The organism is Streptomyces sp. TLI_55, assembly GCF_900206255.1.
In the GTDB taxonomy this organism is placed as follows: Bacteria; Actinomycetota; Actinomycetes; order Streptomycetales; family Streptomycetaceae; genus Streptomyces; species Streptomyces aquilus.
In genome coordinates, this window is record NZ_OAOJ01000001.1 from 5921020 (window position 1) to 5942202 (window position 21183).

Here is a 21183-nt window from a genome sequence, read left to right on the forward strand (position 1 = left end):
TGACCACTCGGAGGCGCGGTCAAGGGACCGTCAAGCGAACTCAAAGTGCACGCATGGCAACACTCCGACACGTGGCAATGCTCACTCCGCTCACCTGTGATGCCTTCTGGACAGATGGGCACTCTGGACGGATGATCAGATGAGTGCGGTCGGCACCGGATGAGCGCCAAGGTCACCACCGAGAGGCGCTGGACGCATCCGGGTCGCAGCCCCCACGGGGCCTCCAACAAAAAATCCCTCATTTAGGAGCAATCGTGGCGCGCGACATCGCGGCTCCCCCCGTCATCCCCACCAAGCACCAGGAACTGATCTCGTGGGTGAACGAGATCGCCGAACTGACCCAGCCGGACAACGTGGTCTGGTGTGACGGATCCGAGGCCGAGTACGAGCGCCTGTGCGAGGAGCTCGTCGCGAAGGGCACCTTCAAGAAGCTCGACCCGATCAAGCGCCCCAACTCCTACTACGCGGCCTCCGACCCGACCGACGTCGCGCGCGTCGAGGACCGCACCTTCATCTGCTCCGAGAAGGAGGAGGACGCGGGCCCGACCAACCACTGGAAGGCCCCCGCGGAGATGCGGGAGATCTTCCAGGGTGAGAAGGGCGTCTTCCGCGGCTCCATGAAGGGCCGGACGATGTACGTCGTCCCGTTCTGCATGGGCCCCCTCGGCTCGGACCTCTCCGCGATCGGCGTCGAGATCACCGACTCGGCGTACGTCGCCGTCTCCATGCGCACCATGACCCGCATGGGGCAGCCGGTCCTCGACGAGCTCGGCTCCGACGGATTCTTCGTCAAGGCCGTCCACACCCTCGGCGCCCCCCTCGCGGAGGGCGAGGCGGACGTCCCCTGGCCGTGCAACTCCACCAAGTACATCTCGCACTTCCCCGAGAGCCGCGAGATCTGGTCCTACGGCTCCGGCTACGGCGGCAACGCCCTGCTCGGCAAGAAGTGCTACGCCCTGCGCATCGCCTCCGTCATGGCCCGCGACGAGGGCTGGCTCGCCGAGCACATGCTGATCCTCAAGCTCACCCCGCCGCAGGGCGAGTCCAAGTACGTGGCCGCGGCCTTCCCTTCGGCCTGCGGCAAGACCAACCTCGCCATGCTGGAGCCCACGATCTCCGGCTGGACCGTCGAGACGATCGGCGACGACATCGCCTGGATGCGCTTCGGTGAGGACGGCCGCCTCTACGCCATCAACCCCGAGGCCGGCTTCTTCGGCGTCGCCCCCGGCACCGGTGAGCACACCAACGCCAACGCGATGAAGACCCTGTGGGGCAACTCCGTCTTCACCAACGTGGCGCTCACCGACGACAACGACATCTGGTGGGAGGGCATGACGGAGGAGACTCCGGCCCACCTGACGGACTGGAAGGGCAACGACTGGACGCCGGCGTCCGAGAGCCCGGCCGCCCACCCCAACGCCCGCTTCACCGTGCCCGCCTCGCAGTGCCCGATCATCGCGCCCGAGTGGGAGGACCCGAAGGGCGTGCCGATCTCGGCGATCCTCTTCGGCGGCCGCCGCGCCTCGGCCGTGCCGCTGGTGACGGAGTCCTTCGACTGGAACCACGGCGTCTTCCTCGGCGCCAACGTGGCCTCCGAGAAGACCGCCGCCGCCGAGGGCAAGGTCGGCGAGCTGCGCCGCGACCCCTTCGCCATGCTGCCGTTCTGCGGCTACAACATGGGCGACTACATGGGTCACTGGGTCGACGTGGCCAAGGACAAGGACGCCGCGAAGCTCCCGAAGATCTACTACGTCAACTGGTTCCGCAAGAACGACGAGGGCAAGTTCGTCTGGCCCGGCTTCGGCGAGAACAGCCGCGTCCTGAAGTGGATCGTCGAGCGCCTCGACGGCAAGGCCGAGGGCGTCGAGACCCCGATCGGCATCCTGCCGACGAAGGACGCCCTCGACACCAAGGGCCTCGAACTCGACGACAAGGACCTCGACTTCCTGCTCACCGTCGACAAGGAGGTCTGGCGGGAGGAGGCCGCATTGGTCCCCGAGCACCTCAACACCTTCGGCGAGCACACCCCGAAGGAGCTGTGGGACGAGTACCGGGCGCTGGTGGAGCGCCTGGGCTAGCCCACGCCACGAAGACTCCGCGGCCGGTTTGGATGTGCCCTGACCAGCGATCGTCACGGCCGGCCGCGGTGTGAACCGACGAGGTTCCGTACAACGGCGTGCGGAGCCATGGGCCTGTCGCTGTGACCCCGTCCGCCCCGACGGGGGACACAGCGACAGGCCTTCGTCTTTTTCGTCATCACCTCTGTGCGGGCGGGGATTTCGCGGGACACTCGGGACATCCTGCAACGAACCCCGAAATGAGGTGAGCGGGGTGCGCACACCGGTCAGCGACCCTTTGAAGGTGGGGCCGTACCGTATCGTCGGGCGGCTCGGCTCCGGCGGCATGGGCTGGGTGTATCTCGGGCGCTCGCCCGCCGGGCGCGAGGTGGCGGTGAAGGTGGTGCGCCCCGAGCTGGCGGCCGAGTCCGAGTTCCGGGAACGCTTCGCGCGCGAGGTCGCGGCCGCCCGCGTCGTCAGCGGCGCCTACACCGCGGCGGTCATCGACGCCGACACCGAGGCCGAACTGCCCTGGCTGGCCACGATGTACGTGCCCGGCCCCTCCCTCGCGGAAGCCGTCCGCACGGACGGCCCGCTCCCCGAGAACCAGGGGCGCCGGCTCGGCGCGTTCCTCGTCGAGGCGTTGCAGGCCGTGCACGCGGCCGGGGTCGTGCACCGGGACCTCAAGCCGGCCAACGTGCTGCTGGCCTCCGACGGCCCCCGCGTCATCGACTTCGGCATCTCCCGGGTCGCCGGGGCACCCGGCCTGACCAGGGTCGGACTCGTCGTGGGCACACCGCCGTTCATGTCGCCGGAGCAGATGAAGGGTGCGCAGGCCGGGCCGGAGAGCGATGTGTTCTCCCTCGGCGGGGTGCTGGTGTACGCGCTCTCCGGGCATCCGCCGCACGGCATGGGGGAGGCCGTCCGCTACCAGGTCGTCTTCGGCGAGCCCGACCTCGACGGCGTACCGCAGTCGATGCGGCCGCTGATCGCGCACTGCCTCGCCAAGCGGCCCGCGGACCGGCCCCGGCTGGCGGAGCTGCTGGCCGAACTCCTCGACGAGGCCCCGCAGTCACCGTCCTGGCCGCCTCCGAAGGTGCGGCGGACCATCGAGGTCCGGGTGAGCGAGTTGGACGCCCGCCGTGCGTCCGGCACGAGTGTCTCGGTGCCGTCCTGTCTGATGCTGCACGCCCAGGCCCTGCTGGACGCCGGGCTCACCGACGCGATGGTCGCCGGGGCGGTGGGCCGTGGTACCGCCTGAGCACTCGACGGGGCCGGCCCATGAGATCGGTACGTACTGGCGGCAGTTGGTGCGGAACTGGGCGGCGGGCCGGAATCTGCACATCGTGACGGACACCGATTCCGTGTCCCTGCAATGCGATATGGAGGAAACGGGCCGCCTGCTGACGGTCAGATTCATGACCACCAAACGGCTGCTGGTCGCCTTTGTCACCGACGGGAATTTCCTGCGCCACGATCAACTGGCCGTCGCGGCGGCGGCGTCGAACGCGTGGAACACCGAACAACTGAATCCCATGTTGTCCGTGTGGGATGTCCGGGGTCCCCGTCCCTGTCTCGCGGGGGTGTGCGATCTGCCGCTGACCTGCCGTATCGCCCAAGCGGACTTCGATGCTTTGGCCAGCGATTGGGTGGAACGGGCGCGGCAGATGTTCACCCGTTGTCATCAGGTGTTCCAGTTGTAGAAGGGAACCGAGGGAAATAGTAAAACCCTTTCGGGAACGGGTCGGTTGGCTCCAATATGAGCGAGGACCGGATCGGGTCACGGGGGTGCCCATGGGGCGAGTGCTGCGTGTCGTCGTTCTTCTCGGAATGGTGTTCGCCCTGCTGCCGGCGGTGCCCGCGGCGGCGGCCCGGTGCGGGGGCGACTTCTCCCAGCGGCTGGAATGCTGGACCCGCAAGGCGGGCGGCAGGACCGTCACGCTCACCATCGACGGCGCGGTGCCGTTCGACGGCACCGAACAGGCGCGCAAGCAGATCATCGAGACCCTCAGGAAGCACAGCGACAAGCTGGTGGTCGAGGTGCCGGGCGGAGTCTCCACCGGTGAGGGCGGCACCGTGCTGCTCCTGCTCGCCGACGAGCAACACCGGTTCGTCGAACCGGACGCCCGGATCGACCAGTTGTCGCGGGACACCCTCGGCGAACTCGACGCCGTCTGCACGGCGGACCGGCGGACGCTGTGCGGACTCCTGGACGGGCACGGCCAGGTCTCCGGCACCACGTTGACCCAGGCGAGCCAGGCCACCAAGACATACTTCACCAGCTCCTCCGCCGACCCTGACGGCAACGGCTTCGCGAAGTGGCTCGTCCCCGGCACCGCCGCCGTCCTCGCCCTCCTCCTCGCCGCCCTCTTCCTCCTGGTGCGCCGCACCCGCGCCACCCCCGCCGTCGCGGCCGGACCCGCACCCGCCGCCCGTACGCCCGACGAACCCACCCGCGCCCTCCGCACCACCCGCGCCCGGTCCGTGACCCGCACCGGCCCCACCCACCCCGCCGTGGTCCGCACCGACCTGCACCCGCAGGGATACGTCGAGCTCGACCGCGTCCTGTACCGGGCGGTGTGGGCCGAGCCCGCGCAGACGGCGCCCCCGCCCGGCTCCCGGGTCGATGTCGCCGACGGTCCGGACCCCGGCGTCCTGTACGCCTTTCCGCCCGCCGCCGGGCGGCACGCCCACGCCCGTTGACCCAGGTACCGCCGCGCCACCAGGAGAAGCCCATGTCCAGCGAATATCCGCCCACCCTGCCGGCGGAGTACGCCGACATCGAGTTCGAGAACAACGCCCAGCGGCTGCCCCTCGTGCTGTGTCTCGACACCTCCAGCTCCATGGCGGGGCCGCCGATCCAGACGCTCAACAACGCCCTCGTGGAGTGGACCCGGGAGCTGCACGACGACGTCTCGCTCAGCTACAGCGTCGAGGTCGCGGTCGTCACCTTCGGCGGGCAGGGCGTCGCCGCCTGGCGGGGGCCGCAGCCGCTCGTGCCCGGGGCGCCGGTGAGCCCGTTCGTGCCCGCGCACATGTTCCGGCCGCCGCAGCTCACCGCGGCCGGCGTGACGCTCATGACGGAGGCGCTGGAGCTGTCGATGCACATCGTCGCCGCCCGCAAGGCCGAGCTGCGCGCCTCCGGCCTCCAGTACTACCGCCCGCAGATCTGCCTGGTCACCGACGGCATCCCCACCGACGCCACCGGCCACCGCACCGACTCCTGGCACCGGCTGGTCCCCGTCCTCGCCGAGGAGCAGAACGCCCGCCGCTTCCGGCTGTACGCGATCGGCGTCGGCGGCATCACCGACTTCGGCGAGCAGGTCCTGCGGGCGTTCGCCCCGAAGTTCAACGCCACCATCCAGGGCTTCCCGTTCCGCGAGCTCCTCCAGATGATGTCCGCGAGTGCCAATGCCGAGCAGAAGGGCGCGGGCGACGAGGTCTTCGAGAAGATCTTCAGCCAGTTCAAGACCCAGCGCCCGGCCTGGGAGAGCTAGGCGATGGCCGCGGACCGGGCCGGCTGGCGCATCCACGGCATGAGCGTCGAGGGCTACCGGCACCGCCGGGACGGGCTCCCCTGCCAGGACGCCTGCGCGCACACCGACGCGGGCCCGGTCGCCGTGCTCGCCGTCGCGGACGGCGCCGGCAGCCGGCCGCGCTCCGACGAGGGCTCGCGGCTCGCCGTGGAGCTGGCCGCCGAGCACTTCGTACGACGGGCCGCCGCGCAGGCCACGAGCCCGCCCGGCGAGGCCGTGCACGCGCTGCTCGTGGACGCCTTCCGCGAGGTCACCAAGGTGTTCCTGGAGACCACGGGCGCGTCGGCCGCGGACTTCGCGACCACCCTCACCGTGGTCGTGCTGGCCCCGGACTGGCTCGGTCACCTCAGCGTCGGCGACGGCTTCGTCGTCCTGCGGGCCGGCAGCGAGGACGGTGAACGGCAGTTCCATCTGCTCCCGCAGCCCGCGGCGGCCGGCGAGTACAGCAACGAGACCGTCTTCCTCACCTCCCCGGACGCCGCCCGCTGGGTGCACACCGACTGTGTCGCCGACCCGGGCGTCGACGGCGTCCTGCTGTCCACCGACGGTCTCGCCCAGGCCGCGCTCTCCCGCACCGGCGGCGGCACGACCACCCCGAACGCCTCCTTCGTCGACGCCGTCTTCCGCTCCCTCGACACACCCGGACCGGTCTCCGACGCCGCCCACGACAACCTGGCCGCCCTCCTCAGGTCGGACCGGCTGACCGCGCTCAACGCCGACGACAAGACCCTGCTGCGGGCCGTGCGCAGGACGCGGCGATGAGCGGCCGCGTCGTCCACCTGGACGGGAAACCGGTCGTGCTCGCCGAGGCCCCCCTCAAGGGCGGCGGCCAGGCGGCCGTCTTCCCCGTCGAAGGCGACCACCGCACCGTCGTCAAGCTCTACCGCGACCCGCCGGGCCCCGACCAGGAGCGCCGGCTGGCCCGCATGCTCACCATGTCCCCACTCGCCGCCCGCCCCACCGACCGGTCCCAGCCGCCCGAACTGGCCTGGCCCACCGCGCTCGCCCGCAGCCCCGAGGGCGCGTTCCTCGGCTACGCCATGCACCGCTTCGGCGAGCCCGAACACGTCCAGCTGGTCGGCCTGTTCACCCGCGCCCAGCGCCTGCGGCTGTTCCCCGAGGCGGACTGGCGGTTCCTGCTCGGCGTCTCCTGGAACCTCGCCTTCATGACCGCCCGCATGCACCACGACGACCTCGTCATCGGCGACTTCTCCAGCAGCAACGTGGTCGTCGACGGCAACGGCTTCGTCACCTTCCTCGACTGCGACTCCATCGCCTTCACCGACCCCGTCACCGGCGAGCAGTTCCCGTGCCTGATGCACACCACCGACTACTCCGCCCCCGAACGGCAGTCCGGCAGCCCCGCGAGCCGCGCCAGCGACGACTTCGCCCTCGCCGTGCTCGTCTACCAGCTCCTCACCGCCGGCAACCACCCCTTCGGCGGCGTCCCGCACGAGAGCACCTCCGAGTCGACCGTCAAGGACAACATCGCCGCCAGCTGCTCCTACGTGGTCCGCCCCGAGCAGGTCGTCATCCCGCGCGGCACCGTCGACCCCTCCGTCCTGCCGCCCGGCCTGCTCACCCTGGCCCGCGCCGCCTTCGGCCCCGGCGTCCACGCGCCCGCCGCCCGGCCCCCGGCGGAGGCCTGGCTGCGCGCGCTGGACCAGGAACGCTCACAGATCCAGGTCTGCCAGGCCCGCCCGCTGCACAGCTACGGCGCCCATCTGCCGTCCTGCCCCTGGTGCGAGCGGATCACCCGGACCCGCCACGACGTCTTCAACGGCCCCCTGCCGGCGCCGGTCCCGCCCCCGACACCGCCCGCACCCCCGACGCCCACGCCGCCCGCTCACCGGTTCGCCGCACTGAAGGTGCTAGGCCTGCTGCTCGTACTGATGGTGATCATCGCGGTCGTGAGCGATCTCCTCCACTAGTACCGTCAGTTGGCGCGCCCCCGGTCCTCCAGATACCGCGTGTGCGACTCCTGCCGGCGCGCCTCGGTCTCCCGCAGCGCGCCCGCCAGCCGCTCGGCCTCCTCCTGGAGCAGCGTCAACTGCCGCTCCAGATGGCGTTCCGGTGCCTCCTGCCCCGGCGCGAGCCGGGTCCACCACCTGGTGCGTACGAAGGTGTCGACGGCCTCGGGAACGTCCTGCCGTACGGCCCGCGAAAGGGTGTGGACGCCCTCCGGGTCCTGGGTCAGCAGCTCGGTCGCCCAGCCGGGGTCCAGCAACGCGGTGAGCAGGTCGGTCAGTTCGGTGAGGCGCCCGGCGGCGGCCGGGGGCAGCTCGACCTCCGCCAGATAGCCGCACAGCTTCTCGAAGTCGCCGCGCAGGGCGTCCAGTTGGGCCGAGGCGTCCGGGAAGTCCGGCAGCGCGGGCCGCTCCGGCGGGGCGACCAGGGCGCCCGCCCCGTACAGGCCTGCGACGACGAACGGCCAGTACGGACCGGCCACCCCCGCCAGCGTCAGCGCCACCCCCACCAGCCCGCACACACTCCCCGCGATGTTCTTGCGGGACTCCAGATACCTACTGATAGCCACGGATCTCCTCGAAGGCGCCGTCCAGCGAGCCCTGTTGGGCGTCGAAGAGGCGGCCGCCGGTCAGGTCGGCGATGTGCTCCAGCTCGGACCGGTCGGAGTCGCCGAAGAGGATGGGGAAGACGGGGATCTGCCGTGCGGTGCCGTCGAGTCGCTCGTAGAAGTCGTCGAACTCGCCGGCGTCCGCCCCGGCCGTGTTCTCGCCGTCCGTCATCAGCACGATCGACGTGAAGGTGTCCTCGTCGGCGCCGAGCCGGTCGTACGCCTTCTCCAGCGAGGTGTAGATGGCCGTGTCCCCGTCGGCCTCGAGCCCCGCGGTGTCCTTCTTGATCGCGTCGAGTCCGGACCGCGGGTCCGCGGGGTCCACCACATGGGTCCTTGTGCTCTTCACGTCCGACCCGAACGGCATCAGCGTCACCTCCTCGCGCTCCCGGAAGTCCCCAGTGAGGTCCGTGAGCGCCGCCTTCAGGCCGTCGAGGCGCTCGCCCTCCATGGAGCCCGAGGTGTCCAGGACGTACACGGTCCGCGAGGGGCGGCGCAGTTCGTTCTCGTACGAGTCGAGCAGCCCGTCGGCCACCGATCGGCTGCCGGGGAAGGGCAGTTCGCGCCGCCGGGTGGTGTCGAGCCCGGCCGCGGGCGCGACCCCGGCGACGACCGGACGGCGGTGGGTGCGCTGGGTGATCTCGCGCTGGATCTCCGGGGTGCGCAGCGCCTCGCCCAGGCGCCGCACGGTGTCGCGGTCGGTGGCGTCGGCGGAGGCGAGCGTGGAGAGCGGGTAGTCGGCGGTGACGACACCGTCGCGGGGGCGGATCACGGTCAGGCCCGGGATGCCCTTGAGGACGGACTCGTAGTTGAGGAGCGCGTCGACGCTCCCGCGCCGCTTGTACGCCGTCGCCAGCCAGCCCGACGACCCGGAGGTCAGCTTCTGCCCCTTGAAGAACTCCTTCAGCCGCGGGCGGGCCTCGGCGATGTCCGCGTCCGTGAGCGCGGACTGGGCGCCGGAGAGGGCCGAGGCGACCGAGATCAGCGTCGAGAAGCCGGAGTTGGAGCGGGACGGGTCCGTCATGCCGTAGGTCAGCCGGCCGTCCGCGACGGCCTTCTCGACCTGGGACCAGGTCACGTCGGCCGGGTTCCAGCCCAGCTCGCGCAAGGTGGCGGGCTTGACGCCCAGGGCGACCGGGCTGGCCATGACGGTGGTCTCGGACACGATCTTCCGGGCCGCCTCGGGACGCAGTCGCAGATAGTCGTCGGAGGACAGCCACACCGCGTCGAACCGCCCGTCCGCCTTGCCCTTCGCGAGCCGGTCCACGGCGTCCAGGGTGCCCGCGTAGGACAGCTCCACGGGGACGCCGAGGTCCGCGCCGACCCGTTCGAGGATCGGCTCCATGTCGCTCAGTTCGCTGGAGGCGAGGATGTGCAGCGCGTCGGGGTCCGACCCGCCGCTCTTCTGCTCACCTGCGGTGCAGCCGGCGAGCAGGGCGACGGCGGCGAGGGCGCAGGTCAGTGCTCGTCTCATCCGAGACCCCCTTCCAGGGCGCCCTGGGACCGGCTGCGCTCCAAGTAGGCGGAGGCGTGCTGGAGTTCGGAGGTCAGGGACTCCACCGTCGACGCCATCGCCTCGGTCGCCTGCACCTTGTAGGTGTCGATGGCGTCGAGGGTGCGGTAGATCTGCTGGAAGGCACTGCGCAGGGTCTCCGCGCCCACGGCCGGGTCGGCGGCGATCCGCTGGATCTCCCCGCTCTGCGTCTCGAGCATCTCGGCGTTGCCCCGGATGAGTTCCTCGGTCGTCCCGCGCAACGCGTTGACCTGCTCGACGACCTTCTTCTGGTTGTCGAGCGCCGAGGCCAGCATCACGGAGATCCGCAACGCCGACACGGTCGTGGTCGCGGCCCGGTCGACGCCCTTGATGAGCTCTTCGTTGTTGCGGCGTACGACGTCCATGGCGAGGTAACCCTGCGCGCACACCGCCAGCTGGGTCAGCAGGTCCTGGTGCTTCTGCCGGACCGGGAAGAGCACGTCGGCCCGCAGACCGTCGGCCTGCTGCGGGTCGGCGACCCCGGCGATGTGCTGCTCGACGGCCGTGTCCAGGGCCTCGGTCAGCACGACGTACTCCTGGAGCTTGCCCATGGTCTCCCACAGCCGCACCCGCTCGGTCTGCAACGCCGCGTTGTCCCGCCGCAGTTCGTCCTGCCCGCCGCGCAGCGCGCCCACGATGCGGTTCAACGTCCCCTGCGCGGAGGCGTACTTGGCGATGTGGTCCCGCACCTTGTTGCCACCCGGCAGCCGGGACAGGAACTTCCGCCCCTTGGCGGCGGCGAGGTCACGCGGGTCCAGGTCCTCCACGACCCGCCGCAACTCCACGAGCGAGCCCGCGACCTGCGCCTGCGCGTCCCCGCCCTTGTCGGGCAGGCTGCGCACGGTCCGCTCCAGCATCCGGTTGGACTGCGCGGCGGCACTGCGCATGTCCCCGGCCCCCAGCCCGGTGATCTCGCCGACCTTCCCCGCGAACTCGGGGGAGCGGGCGTCGAGCGCGGCGAGGCCGGCCACATGGTCGGCGGCCTTCTGCGCCATCCCCGTACGGACGGAGTCGTCGACGGGCACCAGCCCACCGGCCCGCTCGCGCGGCACGGCGGCGACGGCCTCCGGCGGAGTGAGTACGAAGTCGTTGTCGATGTCGGTCACTTGTCTTCCCCCGTAGCGCGGCGGGCCAGCTCGTGCAGCACCGCGGAGGTGGGCACGGGAGCCTGGCGGACGCCGGTCAGTTCCTGCTTGAGATGCGCGTCGGCCGAGCCGAACGCGGTGGCCGCCCCCTGCGGCCGGAACCCGTGCCGGACCAGCAGCCTGCGCAACTGCGGGTCGCTGGACAGGAGTTCGGCGAGCGCCCGGCCGTCCTCGGTGAGCGGTACGACGGTGTGGTCGCTGTTGACCGTGGTGTCCGGGTAGAGGACGACCAGGTCATCGGGCTGCTGCCCGCCCGCCAGGAGCGAGGCGACCTGTGACTCGTACACCAGGACCAGCGGGTTGCCGACCCCGCTGACGAAGTCCCGGAACGAGGCGTCGGTGCTGGTCTGCTGGGTGCCCTGGACGCTGACCAGCTTCTTCAGCAGCGGCGCGGTCCGCGCGATGTCGGCGTCGCTCGCGACCACCTTGCCGCCGTTGGCGACGTAGGAGGTGGCGGCGAGATAGAGGGCGCCGGAGTTGGAGGACTCGGGGTCGGTGCTGGAGATGTAGAGCGTGCCGCCCAACTCTCCGTACTTTCCCGCCCCCTTGAGCTGCTGCCAGGTCCGCCCGGCGCGGGCCGCGTCGAGATACGCGCCCATGTCCAGGGTGCCGCGGCTCTTGCCGTCCAGCGTGGCCAGCCCGTTGCCCGCGAGCACCTCGGCGGCGCTTCGGTGCGCCACGACGACGAGGGGCGAGTAGAAGGGGCGGGGGAGAGTCCCCCGTACCTTGTACTTCTCGGCGAGCTCGACGGCCGGCGCCTGACTGGAGGGAAGGGCGAAGTCGTACCCCTTGAGGTCCAGCCCCTCCATGGCCCAGGACCCGGAGGTCTCGGCCTTCACGGTGTAGCCCTTGGCGGCGAGGGCCTTCACCACATCGGGATCGGCGAAGAACTCCGCCTTCTCCGACCCGATCACACCTTGCACGGTCTTCGTTGCCGTGCCCTTGTCCTCACTACCGCGACCTGCGACGACGGCAACCACCACACCGCCGACGAGCAGAACCGCGAGGACGATTCCGATGATTCGTCTCACGGGAGGAGAGTGCTCGCGGAACGAAACATTCCCCGCCGCGATGAATGAACGGACGGTGACCGACCATCTCCGGTACTGCAACGCCCTCCAGGGGCGCGGGGAACTGCGCGTTCAACCACGACGAACCGGCACCCGCGAGAAGACATGAACCTCTATGGCGAATAGGCACCCTGGCTCAAGCCGACGCAGTGCATGGCTCCCGGTCCGCGCGTCGCTGCGGGTGCACGCGGACCGGGGCCGTTCGTGGGGTCAGCCGACGCTGCTCAGAGCGTGGGCATCCATCCGCTCGGCGGCAAGAATCGCGACCGCCGTGTCCGCACGCGACGCCGCGACCACCAGCGCCCGCCCCGCAAGGGCATGCGCCCGCTCATGCAGCGCCGCCACGTCACCCGCGCCGGAGGCGACCGCACGGACCGGCGTACCGCCGCCCCGCAACCGCGTCACCTGCTCGGCGAGCCGCTCCGCGGCGGTGTCCAGGTCGGTGGACGGCTCCAGCGCACGCAGCTCGTCCGTGACCGCGAGCAGCGCAGACAGATGCCCCGCGAGCTGGATGTCCAGCTCCTCCTCACGGCTGCGGTGCGGGAAGTCCGTGGGAGCGTCGGCCATCGTGCTGTGGACCGACTTGGTGCGGATCGGTTCGTACATGAGAGGGCCTCCGTCACTGTCAGGAAGCCATCCTAGCTTAGATTCTGTCTAAAGTTGAGTCGGTCGTAGATCTGGGTGGCGCTACGGCTGGCTGTAACCGTCCAGGAAGTTCCCGATCCGCGTCACCGCATCCCGCAGATCACGCGCGGTCGGCAAGGTCACCACGCGGAAGTGGTCCGGCTCGCTCCAGTTGAAGCCCGTCCCCTGGACGACCATGATCTTCTCGCGCCGCAGCAGGTCCAGGACCAGCTGCCGGTCGTCCTTGATCTTGAAGACATTGGGGTCGAGGCGCGGGAAGAGATACAGCGCGCCCTTGGGCTTCACGCAGCTCACCCCCGGGATCTGCGTCAGCAGCTCGTACGCCACGTCCCGCTGCTCCCGCAGCCGGCCCCCGGGCAGCACCAGGTCCTCGATGGTCTGCCGTCCGCTGAGCGCGGCCACGACCCCATGCTGCCCCGGCATGTTCGCGCACAGCCGCATGTTGGCGAGGATGGTCAGGCCCTCGATGTAGGAGTCGGCGTGCGCGCGCGGGCCGGAGATGGCCATCCAGCCCACCCGGTACCCGGCCACGCGGTACGCCTTCGACATGCCGTTGAAGGTGAGGGTCAGCAGGTCGGGCGCGACGGAAGCGGTCGGGACGTGGACCGCGTCGTCGTAGAGGATCTTGTCGTAGATCTCGTCGGAGCAGACCAGCAGGTTGTGGCGGCGCGCGATGTCCGTCAGCCCGCGGATCATGGCCTCGTCGTACACCGCACCCGTCGGGTTGTTGGGGTTGATGATGACGATCGCCTTGGTGCGGTCGGTGACCTTGCGCTCCACGTCCGCGAGGTCCGGCATCCAGTCGGACTGCTCGTCGCACCGGTAGTGCACGGCCGTACCGCCGGACAGGGAGACGGCGGCGGTCCACAGGGGATAGTCCGGGGACGGTACGAGCACCTCGTCGCCGTCGTCCAGCAGCGCCTGCATCGCCATCACGATCAGCTCGGAGACGCCGTTGCCGATGAAGACGTGCTCGACGTCGGTCTCGATGCCGAGGGTCTGGTTGTGCATCACGACGGCCCGGCGCGCGGCGAGCAGCCCCTTGGCGTCGCCGTAGCCATGGGCCGACGACACGTTCCGCAGGATGTCCTCGAGGATCTCCGGCGGGCAGTCGAACCCGAAGGCGGCCGGGTTGCCGGTGTTGAGCTTGAGGATGCGGTGACCCGCCGCCTCAAGACGCATGGCCTCCTCGAGAACCGGGCCCCGGATCTCGTAACAGACGTTGGCGAGCTTGGTCGACTGGATCACCTGCATGTCAGGGAGCTTACGGCCCGGTAACGACCCTTGGGCGGTGTTTCCCATCACGTGAGACGGGCGGTTTGGGAGGTTATCGCCGATGGGTGTCTCTGGAACCCCCCGCGTCCCTACAATGCGCGGCCATGTCCAGGCCACCCCAGTACGAGAACGGCATCGGCGCGGCCGGGGCGCCCCAGGCTGCGCCGAACGTGTACCACCCGCAGCCCGGGCCGGCCCCCTCCTACGACGCGTACGCCGACCCGGCCCTCGCGCACGGGTGGGAGAACGCGTACGACGAGACGGCCGAGCTGCCGCCGATGACCCTCCCGGCGCCAGCGCCCCTGGAGCTTCCGGCCGCTCCGGGCGGCGGCGCCGGCCCCCGCTCCCGTCGTAAGCCCAAGACCGGCCCCTGGCGTTCGCGGCGCGTGGCGGTCGCGGCCGGGGCCGTGGGTGCGGTGTCGGTGGCGGCGCTGATCGCCGGGTTCTCGCTCTCCGGGTCGTCCGACGGCCCGGAGGACAAGGGTGCGCCTACGGGGTCGGCGGCGCCGGACGTGTCGACGGAACCCGCCTTGAGCGCGCCCGGCGAGACGGGCTCCCCGGTCAGCGGGTCCGCGCCCGTCTCCGCGGCCCCGTCCGCGCAGCCGTCGGCCGCGAAGTCGGACAAGACGGCCGTGCCCGCGCCCGGCGCCTCGGCCACCACGACCGCCCCCGCCCCGGTGCCCACGCCGACCGCGACCCAGTCCGACCCGGGCCCCGACTCCGGTGCCGGTTCCGGCGGCAAGCCCGGCAAAGGCCGGGGCAACACCAAACGACCCAGGTAGCGGATGCATGAAGTCCCCAACTCTGGGCAACAGCAAGCCTGTTGACAGGGGACGCATAGGGAAACCCCCATCGCTCGAAGGAACTCCTTGCCCGGCCACCCTCCCGCGTGATGAGAATGCGCATGACAACTTGGCGGGTGGCCGGAGATTCTCCGGTCACCCTCGTCGCAATGAGGGGACCCCCACATGAAGAAGCCTCTCGGTGCCGCAGTGATCGCCCTGGCCTTCGCCGGGCTCGGTGCGGCACCCGCGGTCGCGGCCCCGGACACCACGAGCGCGGTGGACAGCGGCACTGCCGTCTCCACGGTGCGGGACACGGTCACGTCCGCCACGGCGAGCCTGAACCGGGTGCTCGCGCCCCAGGTCACGGCCGTCAACTTCGCCGGTACCGTCTCGCTCAGCAACTGTTCCGGCTCGGTCGTCCGCTTCCCGAACTCCGCGGACACCGACCCGGCGCTGGTCATGACCAACGGCCACTGCCTGGAGACCGGCTTCCCCGAGCCCGGCGAGGTCATCACCGGCCAGTCCTCCACCCGTACCTTCGGTCTGCTCAACTCGGCCGGCACCAAGGTCGCCACGCTCCGCGCCAACCAGGTCGTCTACTCGACCATGACCGACACGGACGTCACGATCTACCGCCTGACGACCACGTACTCCGCGATCAAGAGCTCCTACGGCATCAGCCCGCTCACCGTGCAGGACACCCACCCGACCGCCGGTACCGCGATCACCGTCGTGTCCGGCTACTGGAAGCGGACCTACGCCTGCAACATCGACGGGTTCGTCTACCGCCTCAAGGAGGGTGACTGGACCTGGAAGGACTCCGTCCGCTACACCTCCGCCTGCCAGACCATCGGCGGCACCTCGGGCTCCCCGGTGATCGACAACGCCACCGGCAAGGTCGTCGCCGTCAACAACACCGGCAACGAGGACGGCCAGCGCTGCACGGAGAACAACCCGTGCGAGGTCGACGCGAACGGCAACGTCACCGTCCGCGAGGGCATCAACTACGCCGAGGAGACCTACCAGATACCCGCCTGCTTCACGACCGGCAACAAGCTCAACCTCAGCGCCAGTGGGTGTGTGCTGCCGAAGCCGTAGGTCAGGCCCGGGTGGCGTTCCGTCGTACGGGACTACGACGGACCGCCCGTCCCGCCAGCACGTCCGTGCGCCGACCGTCCTCGATCACGAACTTCCCGTCCACGAGGACGTGGGGAATGCCGGTCGGCAGGGTGCGCGGCTCCTCGAAGGTCGCCCCCGGCGCCACCGTCGCCGGATCGAACAGCACCAGGTCGGCCCGGTGGCCCTCACGGACCAGTCCCCGGTCGGGCAGCCGCAGCCGCGCCGCCGGGCGGCCGGTCAGATGCGCGACGCACTCCTCCAGGGACAGCACCCCCAACTCCCGTACGTAGTGCCCGAGATACCGCGGGAACGTGCCGTACGCCCGCGGATGCGGCTTCGCCCCCTGGAGGATGCCGTCCGAGCCGCCGGTGTGGACGCGGTGGCGCATGATCTGCCGGACGTTCTCCTCGTGTCCCACGTGCTGGATGATCGACGGGGCCAGCCGGTCGGCGAGCAGCAGCCGGCGCGCGGTCGCCCAGCCGTCGACACGGCGGCCGACCTGGTCCGCCAGCGCGGGATCGCCGACCCCCGAGATCTCGATCGTCTCCCACTCGACCGGCACCCCGTGGCAGCCGTCCGAGCCGACGACCTCCAGGTGGTGCCGGATGCGCTCGGCGGTGGCGTCGTCCGCGAGCCGCCTGAGGATCTCCTCCGGACCGCCCTCGCTCGCCCAACTCGGCAGCAGGGCGACGAGAGTTGTGCTGCCCGGTGTGTAGGGGTACGTGTCGAGGCTGATGTCGGCGCCGTCCGCGAGGGCCTTGTCCAGCAGCGCGATCAGCTCCGGCGCCCGGCCCTTGTTCACGCCGAAGTTCATGGTGGCGTGGGCGAGATGGAGCGAACAGCCCGCCTCTCGGGTCAGGGCCACCATCTCCTCGTACGCCTCCAGCGCGCCCGCCCCGTAGGAGCGGTGGTGCGGGCAGTAGTAGCCGCCGTACGACGCCACCACCCGGCACAGCTCGGTCAGTTCGGCGTCCTTGGCGTACATGCCCGGCGTGTAGGTGAGCCCGGACGACAGTCCGACCGCGCCCTGCTCCATGCCCTCGGCGACGAGCTGCCGCATCCGGTCCAGCTCGGCCGGGGTCGCCTCGCGGTCCTCCCAGCCGACGGCGAGCATCCGGACCGTGCCCTGGGGGATCAGGTAGGCCGCGTTGACGGCGATGCCCCGGTCGAGCCGGTCCAGATACTCGCCGACCGTCCGCCAGTCGAAGTCGATGTCATCGCCGTACCCGTTCCATCCGGTGATGGCGCGGCGCACGTCGGCGAGCGTGCGGTCGTCGACCGGGGCGTACGACAGCCCGTCCTGGCCCAGGACTTCGAGGGTGACGCCCTGTGCGGCCTTGGCGCTGTGGTCGGGGTCGCGCAGGAGGGCGAGGTCGCTGTGGGCGTGCATGTCGATGAAGCCGGGGGAGAGGACGAGCCCCTCGGCGTCCAACTCGCGCCGCGCGGTGGGACGTTGGCACCCGGCGTCGGCGGCCTCCTTGACGATCGAGACGATCCGGCCGCCGTCGACCACCACATCGGCGCGGTAGGAGGGTTCACCGCTGCCGTCGACGACGTCCGCGTCCCGGATGACGAGCTCTTCCATGGCGGGCCCCTCAGAAATAGGTACGGACTCAGAAATAGGTGCGGATGTACTCGACGACGGTGCCGTCCGCCTCGGCCACCGGGATCAGCTGCCACTTGTCGAAGGACGTGCACGGGTGGGACAGGCCCAGGCCCAGCCAGTCGCCGACCTCCAGGTCCGCCTCCGGGCCGGTGCGCAGCCAGGCGTGCTGGTCGGACAGCCCGGTGACCTCGACGCCGGTCGCGGGCCGCTCCGCCGTCCCTTCCCGGCGTACCACCTGGGCGGACGGCAGGCCCAGGTCGTAGGCCGCGTCGCGCTTGCCCGCGTTGGCGAAGGCCTGCTCGGCGGAGGGCCGGGAGACGACCTGCGCCCAGAGCCGGAACGCCGGTTCCAAGGCGCCCTCCTCCGGGACCCGGTTGAAGGGGGTGACCTTCCGGTAGTGGCCCTCGTCGTGCGAGACGTAGGCACCGGAGCGCAGCAACTTCAGTACGGGAAGCGACAGTTCGGGAATCTCGGCGAAGACGTCGGCGACCGCGTCGAACCAGGCGCTGCCGCCCGCGCTGACCACGATCTCGTCGTGCCCGGCGAAGCGTCCCCCCTTGTCGAAGTCGACGGCGAGCGCGACGAGCCGCCGCAGCCAGGCGTGCACCCGCTCGGGATCGGCCTGCGGCACCTCGCCCTCGTACCCGGCGACACCGACGAGCCGCAGGGTCTCCGTCCCGGCCACGGCATCGGCGACCGCCGCGCATTCGGCCTCGGTGCGGACACCGGTACGCGCGCCTTCCCCCGCGGCCAGCTCCACGACGACGTCCACCGGCCGGACGGTCCCGCGCAGGGCCCGGTCCATCAGCTCGACGCCGCGCACGGAGTCGACGTAACAGATGAACCGGAAGGCGGGGTCCGACTCCAGCTCACCGGCGATCCAGCGGAGCGCGGCGGGGTCGGTCAGTTCGTTGGCGAGGAACACCCGCTGGACGCCGTACGCCCGGGCGACGCGGACCTGGTGCGGGACGGCGAGGGTGATGCCCCAGGCGCCGTGCTCGATCTGGCGCCGGAAGAGCTGCGGCGCCATGGACGTCTTGCCGTGCGGGGCGAAGGCGAGGCCGTGCCGGGCGGCGTACGTCTCCATGAGCCGGAGGTTGTGTGCGAGGCGCTCGGCGGAGAGGGCCAGCACCGGGGTGGTGAAGCCGTCGGTGAAGAGGTTGCGGCGCTGGGCGGTCAGCTCGCCGACGGTGAGGCCGTCGGCGTCCGGGGGGAGGCCCTTGAAGCGGTGGTCGACGCGTTCCTCCGCGAGGCGGGCGAGGGCTTCGGAACCGGTGTCATGCGACACGGGGCCTCCCTGATCAGGTCGGTTGCACTCTCTGCAACGTTCATTGCGTATGTCGCTCGTCGCTGTCTAACATCCAGGCCAACGCCGGGTCAATGGAGCCGCCCGGGCCCGAGACGACGAGGAGCCACGACCATCGTGAACGCCCTGGACGTCGTGGACGTCGTGGACGTCGTGGACGTCGTCTCGCTCGGCGAGTCCATGGTCACGTTCCTGCCCACCCGACCGGGCCGCCTCGCCGACGTACCGTCCTTCGACCGTGCGATCGGCGGCGCGGAGTCCAACGTGGCGTGCGCCCTCGCCGCGGCGGGGCATTCCGCGCGGTGGGTGAGCCGGGTGGGGGTGGACGGCTTCGGTGACCATCTCGTCGAGACGATCGGGTCGTACGGCGTCGACGTGACCGGCGTACGCCGGGACGCGCTGCGGCCGACGGGGGTGTACTTCCGTACGGCGGGGGAGCGGGGGACGTCCGCGCACGAGGTCGCTTATTACCGGGCGGGGTCGGCGGCGTCGGCGATGTCGGTGGAGAACGTGGAGGTGGGTGCGGGGAGGGTGCTGCACCTGTCCGGGATCACGGCGGCGCTGTCAGAGGAGTGCCTGCGGCTGATGCGGGAGCTGACGGCACCCCGCACGGGGCGGCCGGTGGTGTCCTTCGACGTCAATCACCGGTCGGGACTCCGGCGTGACGCCAACGGGCCGGGAGCGCTGCTCGAACTGGCCCGAGGGGCCGACATCGTGTTCGTGGGGGAGGACGAGGCGGAGGAGGCGTGGGGGGTTGCCGGCGGGCCGGACGGGATCCGGGAGCTGTTGCCGGAGCCGGCGGTGCTGGTGGTGAAGAAAGGAGGAAGGGGGGCTACCGCTTTCGTGTCGGCCGCGGGCGAGTGGGGGCTGGTCGCGCAATTCCCCGCGCCCCTGGGCGCGCTTAGCTGCGGGCAGTCGTGCCGCTTGGGCGGCACGGGTGGGCGCAGCGGCACCCCGCCAGCGCGGGCCGGCGAAACGCCCCCCACCCCAGCCCCCACCCCCCGCACCTTCGAACCCGCCCCCACCGTCGACATCGTCTCCACCACCGGCGCCGGAGACGCCTTCGCCGCCGGGTTCCTGTCCGGCACCCTGCGTGGACTCCCCGTACGGGAGCGACTGAGGCTCGGCCACCTCTGGGCCGCCGCCACCCTCACCACCCCCGGCGACCTCACCACACCCCCCACCCGCGCACACGCCGACCGCCTCGTCGCCCTCGACGACCACGCGTGGGAGACACTTCGACTCGGCCCCGGCTGGACGCAAGCCGCGCAGGCCCCGGAGGAGGTACGCACCCCATGAGCCAGACCGTCGACCGCGCGCTCAGCATCCTGCCGCTGCTCGCCGAGGGCCCCGCCGATCTCGGCCAGGTCGCCGACCGCCTCGGCGTCCACAAGTCAACGGCGCTCCGCCTCCTGCGTACGCTCCACGAACACGGCCTGGTCTACCGCCAGTCCGACCAGCGCTACCGCCTCGGCGCCCGCCTCATCGCCCTCGCCCAGGAGGCGATGGAGAACCTCGACATCCGCGAGATCGCCCACCCCCACCTCGTACGCCTCAACGAACAGGTCGGCCACACCGTCCACCTCGCCGTGTACGAGGAAGGGGACGTCCTCTACATCGACAAGGTCGACAGCCGCTACCCGGTGCGGATGTACTCCCGGATCGGGAAGCCCGTCGCGATCACCGTCGCCGCCGTCGCGAAGCTGCTGCTCGCCGACCTCCCGGAGGCCGAGCGCCGCACGCTCGCCGACCAGCTCGACTACCCCCTGTACACGGCCCGTTCGACCCCCAACGCCCCCGCCTTCCTCAAGGAGTTGGAGCGGGTGCGCGAACAGGGCTGGGCCACCGACCTCGGTGGCCACGAGGAGTCCATCAACTGCATCGCCGCCCCGATCCGCGGCGCCGACGGCCGTGTCGTCGCCGCGATGTCGGTCTCCGCGCCGAACGTCGTCGTCACCGCCGACGAACTCCTCACCCTGCTCCCGCTGGTCCGCCGTACGGCGGACACGATCAGCGGGGAGTACTCCGGCAGACCCCCCGTCAAGGAAGTCACCCCATGACCGAGAAGATCGCCCTCACCCCCAAGACCCACACCACCCCGCCCGCGAAGTTCTCGCACGGGGTGCGCAAGGGCAACATCCTCCAGGTCGCCGGGCAGGTCGGGTTCCTGCCGGCCGTGGAGGGGCAGGCGCCGACGCCCGCCGGGCCCACCCTGCGCGAGCAGACCCTCCAGACCCTCGCCAACGTCAAGGCGATCCTGGAGGAGGGCGGCGCCTCCTGGGACGACGTGATGATGATCCGCGTCTACCTCACGGACGTCGACCACTTCGCCGAGATGAACGGCATCTACAACACCTACTTCGAGGAGCAGGGGCTCACCCAGCCGCCTGCCGCCCGTACGACCGTCTACGTCGGTCTCCCCGCCGGTCTCCTGATCGAGATCGACGCGCTCGCCGTCCTCGGCTGACGCCCCCTCAACTCCCGCACTCCGTAAGCAGCCGGCATGGCCCCCCACGGGTGGCCATGCCGC

Annotated in this window: 20 protein-coding genes; 12 read left to right on the forward strand and 8 right to left on the reverse strand. The window is 70.9% G+C overall.

Annotated features, from left to right (window positions below):
* Positions 1–254 precede the first annotated feature (254 nt).
* From CRP56_RS27410 to CRP56_RS27440, 7 genes are all read left to right on the forward strand, one after another.
* Positions 255–2078, forward strand: coding sequence for a phosphoenolpyruvate carboxykinase (GTP) (locus tag CRP56_RS27410; RefSeq protein WP_097268346.1), 1824 nt, complete (start codon positions 255–257; stop codon positions 2076–2078).
* A 283-nt stretch (positions 2079–2361) separates the two neighbouring features.
* Positions 2362–3318, forward strand: a complete 957-nt coding sequence (locus CRP56_RS27415) for a serine/threonine-protein kinase (RefSeq protein WP_257041088.1) — start codon at positions 2362–2364, stop codon at positions 3316–3318.
* A gap of 85 nt (positions 3319–3403) precedes the next feature.
* Positions 3404–3760 carry a hypothetical protein gene (locus CRP56_RS27420; RefSeq protein WP_257041089.1) on the forward strand — a complete coding sequence of 119 codons (357 nt, stop codon included), beginning with the start codon at positions 3404–3406 and terminating at the stop codon, positions 3758–3760.
* A 91-nt stretch (positions 3761–3851) separates the two neighbouring features.
* The gene (locus tag CRP56_RS27425) at positions 3852–4760 is read left to right on the forward strand and encodes a hypothetical protein (protein WP_143664946.1); all 909 of its coding nucleotides are present in this window, start codon (positions 3852–3854) and stop codon (positions 4758–4760) included.
* A gap of 32 nt (positions 4761–4792) precedes the next feature.
* Positions 4793–5554, forward strand: coding sequence for a vWA domain-containing protein (locus CRP56_RS27430; RefSeq protein ID WP_097268355.1), 762 nt, complete (start codon positions 4793–4795; stop codon positions 5552–5554).
* A gap of 3 nt (positions 5555–5557) precedes the next feature.
* Positions 5558–6355, forward strand: a complete 798-nt coding sequence (locus tag CRP56_RS27435; protein ID WP_097268358.1) for a PP2C family serine/threonine-protein phosphatase — start codon at positions 5558–5560, stop codon at positions 6353–6355.
* Positions 6352–7524 (forward strand): hypothetical protein, encoded by a 1173-nt coding sequence (locus CRP56_RS27440; RefSeq protein WP_097268360.1) that lies wholly within the window; start codon positions 6352–6354, stop codon positions 7522–7524. Before CRP56_RS27435 ends, CRP56_RS27440 begins: the two co-directional genes overlap by 4 nt.
* A 5-nt stretch (positions 7525–7529) precedes the next feature.
* Here CRP56_RS27440 and CRP56_RS27445 read toward each other — a convergent pair whose 3' ends face one another.
* The 6 genes from CRP56_RS27445 to CRP56_RS27470 all read right to left on the reverse strand — a co-directional run bounded on the left by CRP56_RS27445 (position 7530) and on the right by CRP56_RS27470 (position 13816).
* On the reverse strand, positions 7530–8129 hold the full coding sequence (locus CRP56_RS27445; RefSeq protein ID WP_097268362.1) for a hypothetical protein: 600 nt from the start codon (positions 8127–8129) through the stop codon (positions 7530–7532).
* Positions 8116–9642 carry a substrate-binding and vWA domain-containing protein gene (locus tag CRP56_RS27450; RefSeq protein ID WP_097268367.1) on the reverse strand — a complete coding sequence of 509 codons (1527 nt, stop codon included), beginning with the start codon at positions 9640–9642 and terminating at the stop codon, positions 8116–8118. Before CRP56_RS27450 ends, CRP56_RS27445 begins: the two co-directional genes overlap by 14 nt.
* Positions 9639–10808 carry a toxic anion resistance protein gene (locus CRP56_RS27455; protein WP_097268369.1) on the reverse strand — a complete coding sequence of 390 codons (1170 nt, stop codon included), beginning with the start codon at positions 10806–10808 and terminating at the stop codon, positions 9639–9641. Before CRP56_RS27455 ends, CRP56_RS27450 begins: the two co-directional genes overlap by 4 nt.
* The gene (locus CRP56_RS27460) at positions 10805–11878 is read right to left on the reverse strand and encodes a substrate-binding domain-containing protein (RefSeq protein WP_097268371.1); all 1074 of its coding nucleotides are present in this window, start codon (positions 11876–11878) and stop codon (positions 10805–10807) included. The genes CRP56_RS27455 and CRP56_RS27460 overlap by 4 nt, the downstream gene beginning before the upstream one ends.
* A 249-nt stretch (positions 11879–12127) precedes the next feature.
* Positions 12128–12523: an SCO4983 family protein gene (locus CRP56_RS27465; RefSeq protein WP_079312342.1), complete on the reverse strand. Its 396-nt coding sequence runs from the start codon at positions 12521–12523 to the stop codon at positions 12128–12130.
* An 81-nt stretch (positions 12524–12604) separates the two neighbouring features.
* Positions 12605–13816 (reverse strand): pyridoxal phosphate-dependent aminotransferase, encoded by a 1212-nt coding sequence (locus CRP56_RS27470; RefSeq protein ID WP_097268373.1) that lies wholly within the window; start codon positions 13814–13816, stop codon positions 12605–12607.
* Between the two features lie 125 nt (positions 13817–13941).
* Here CRP56_RS27470 and CRP56_RS47720 point away from each other — a divergent pair, with 125 nt between their 5' ends.
* The gene (locus CRP56_RS47720) at positions 13942–14619 is read left to right on the forward strand and encodes a hypothetical protein (RefSeq protein ID WP_179851126.1); all 678 of its coding nucleotides are present in this window, start codon (positions 13942–13944) and stop codon (positions 14617–14619) included.
* 186 nt (positions 14620–14805) lie between these two features.
* Entirely contained in the window at positions 14806–15720 is a 915-nt protein-coding gene (locus tag CRP56_RS27480; RefSeq protein ID WP_097268378.1) for a trypsin-like serine peptidase, read from the forward strand.
* A 1-nt stretch (position 15721) separates the two neighbouring features.
* On the opposite strand, the gene CRP56_RS27485 is transcribed toward CRP56_RS27480, so the two are convergent.
* Positions 15722–17326, reverse strand: a complete 1605-nt coding sequence (locus tag CRP56_RS27485) for an N-acyl-D-amino-acid deacylase family protein (RefSeq protein WP_097268381.1) — start codon at positions 17324–17326, stop codon at positions 15722–15724.
* A gap of 28 nt (positions 17327–17354) precedes the next feature.
* Complete coding sequence (locus CRP56_RS27490; RefSeq protein WP_097268383.1) at positions 17355–18635, reverse strand: amino acid deaminase; 1281 nt, start codon at positions 18633–18635, stop codon at positions 17355–17357.
* A gap of 198 nt (positions 18636–18833) precedes the next feature.
* On the opposite strand from CRP56_RS27490, the gene CRP56_RS27495 reads away from it, so the two are divergent.
* The 3 genes from CRP56_RS27495 to CRP56_RS27505 are packed head-to-tail and all read left to right on the forward strand — an operon-like array spanning position 18834 to position 21120.
* A complete protein-coding gene (locus CRP56_RS27495; RefSeq protein ID WP_373559769.1) occupies positions 18834–19952 on the forward strand; it encodes a sugar kinase in 1119 nt (372 codons plus the stop codon).
* Positions 19949–20713: an IclR family transcriptional regulator gene (locus CRP56_RS27500; RefSeq protein WP_097268385.1), complete on the forward strand. Its 765-nt coding sequence runs from the start codon at positions 19949–19951 to the stop codon at positions 20711–20713. The genes CRP56_RS27495 and CRP56_RS27500 overlap by 4 nt, the downstream gene beginning before the upstream one ends.
* Positions 20710–21120 carry a RidA family protein gene (locus CRP56_RS27505; protein WP_097268387.1) on the forward strand — a complete coding sequence of 137 codons (411 nt, stop codon included), beginning with the start codon at positions 20710–20712 and terminating at the stop codon, positions 21118–21120. The genes CRP56_RS27500 and CRP56_RS27505 overlap by 4 nt, the downstream gene beginning before the upstream one ends.
* Positions 21121–21183: the final 63 nt, after the last annotated feature.

Bases quoted from the DNA above. Each gene is read 5' to 3' on its own strand.
- CRP56_RS27425 (WP_143664946.1), top strand. From the start codon at position 3,852: ATGGGGCGAGTGCTGCGTGTCGTCGTTCTTCTCGGAATGGTGTTCGCC.
- CRP56_RS27430 (WP_097268355.1), top strand. From the start codon at position 4,793: ATGTCCAGCGAATATCCGCCCACCCTGCCGGCGGAGTACGCCGACATC.
- CRP56_RS27435 (WP_097268358.1), top strand. From the start codon at position 5,558: ATGGCCGCGGACCGGGCCGGCTGGCGCATCCACGGCATGAGCGTCGAG.
- CRP56_RS27440 (WP_097268360.1), top strand. From the start codon at position 6,352: ATGAGCGGCCGCGTCGTCCACCTGGACGGGAAACCGGTCGTGCTCGCC.
- CRP56_RS27450 (WP_097268367.1), bottom strand. From the start codon at position 9,642: ATGAGACGAGCACTGACCTGCGCCCTCGCCGCCGTCGCCCTGCTCGCC.
- CRP56_RS27465 (WP_079312342.1), bottom strand. From the start codon at position 12,523: ATGTACGAACCGATCCGCACCAAGTCGGTCCACAGCACGATGGCCGAC.
- CRP56_RS27470 (WP_097268373.1), bottom strand. From the start codon at position 13,816: ATGCAGGTGATCCAGTCGACCAAGCTCGCCAACGTCTGTTACGAGATC.
- CRP56_RS47720 (WP_179851126.1), top strand. From the start codon at position 13,942: ATGTCCAGGCCACCCCAGTACGAGAACGGCATCGGCGCGGCCGGGGCG.
- CRP56_RS27480 (WP_097268378.1), top strand. From the start codon at position 14,806: ATGAAGAAGCCTCTCGGTGCCGCAGTGATCGCCCTGGCCTTCGCCGGG.
- CRP56_RS27485 (WP_097268381.1), bottom strand. From the start codon at position 17,326: ATGGAAGAGCTCGTCATCCGGGACGCGGACGTCGTCGACGGCAGCGGT.
- CRP56_RS27495 (WP_373559769.1), top strand. From the start codon at position 18,834: ATGGTCACGTTCCTGCCCACCCGACCGGGCCGCCTCGCCGACGTACCG.
- CRP56_RS27500 (WP_097268385.1), top strand. From the start codon at position 19,949: ATGAGCCAGACCGTCGACCGCGCGCTCAGCATCCTGCCGCTGCTCGCC.
- CRP56_RS27505 (WP_097268387.1), top strand. From the start codon at position 20,710: ATGACCGAGAAGATCGCCCTCACCCCCAAGACCCACACCACCCCGCCC.